Annotated in this window: 1 protein-coding gene; it reads right to left on the bottom strand. The window is 45.5% G+C overall.

Annotated features, from left to right (window positions below):
• A partial coding sequence (locus LN995_RS21620) for a hypothetical protein (protein WP_229963175.1) occupies positions 1 to 1,330 on the bottom strand: 1,330 nt, incomplete at both ends.

Raw genomic sequence — 1,330 nt, 5'->3', positions numbered from 1 at the left:
GAGCTGTTTGAGTAGCAGTACTGATTGGCTTATCGGCATCGCTGGTGTTCTCTACATTGCCCAAGCCAAGATTAGTTCTTGCATCGGCTGGGTTATCTGCCCCCGTACCACCATTGGCTACGGCAACAATTCCTGTTACATTAGAAGCATTACCGCTAATGTTAACTGTTCCGGTAAAAGTCGGGTTATTTATTGTAGGAGCATCTGCCAGTACAACGGCACCGGTTCCTGTTGTAGCAGCAGCAGAGATAGCAGTGCCGTCACCCTGTAATATACCGGTAACTGAAGTACCTAGCGTAATAGCCGGAGTACTAGAAGCATTAGCCACTGTACCTGTAAAACCGTTTGCTGCTGAAACAGAAACAGAACTTACCGTACCGCCGCCGCTAACAGTACCATTCGATGCTGCTGTAATCCGACCTTGTGCGTCTATGGTAATGTTGGCTAAGGAGTAGGCTCCTGGCACAACGGAAGTATTTCCTAATTTTAATGGTGTTCCATTACCATTTCCGGTTATGGTTGTTCCATCTACATCTACTGAAGTCATTCCACCGTCACTGCCGGATGCAGAAGGATTTATCCAGGTGAAACCGCCGATTCCATCTGAGGAAAGAAGCTGGCCGCTTGTTCCGGGACTAGTTATGCTTTTTAATCTGGTAGCAGTAATAGCCTCAGGAGCAATCTTATCAGTTGTAATGTTTCCGTCCCTTATTTTAGCAGAAGTAACCGCATCGTCTGCAATGGTTAAAGTTGGCGTTAATGAAGTAGTTCCTGTTACTGTACCTGTAACATCTCCAGTAGCGTCAAAAGTTATAGCCCCACTTCCAGACAATGGTTTATTAACCCATTTTGAAGAAAGGGCATCCCATTGCAATACATCGTTTTCTGCCTTTGTTCCTATGGCAACATTCGATAAATCATCAAGCGAATGCGTATGTTCTGAAGATGCCGCATCCGTAATACCATACCCAGCCAGAGTCGTCGGACTAGCTCCTGCCGTTACTCTGCCTTGTGCATCTGTGGTAACTTGAGTATAGGTACCTGGTGTTCCTGTGTTTTTTAAAGTAGTAGTTAAAGATCCTGCACTTGTGGTTACGTCTCCGGTTAGAGCGGGAAATCTTCCTGCATTTAATATACCAGTTGCATTTGACCCGGATAAATCCACCGCCCCTGCAGTTATGGTCTGCCCACTCAGGGTTAAATAACTTTGTCCTGCCAATGTAACATCGCCTGTTTTATTTACAAGGTCAGATAGTTGGGCATCCGTAAGATAATTCCTGTCAGTTGAAGGTTCAACATCGGCTGTTGTTAATGAGACAGTGCCTGTTTG

The sequence above is a fragment of the Pontibacter silvestris genome, from assembly GCF_020907275.1.
Classification (GTDB): domain Bacteria; phylum Bacteroidota; class Bacteroidia; order Cytophagales; family Hymenobacteraceae; genus Pontibacter; species Pontibacter silvestris.
Note: the sequence above shows the minus strand (reverse complement) of the source record. Positions and strands in the feature narration are given on the sequence as shown.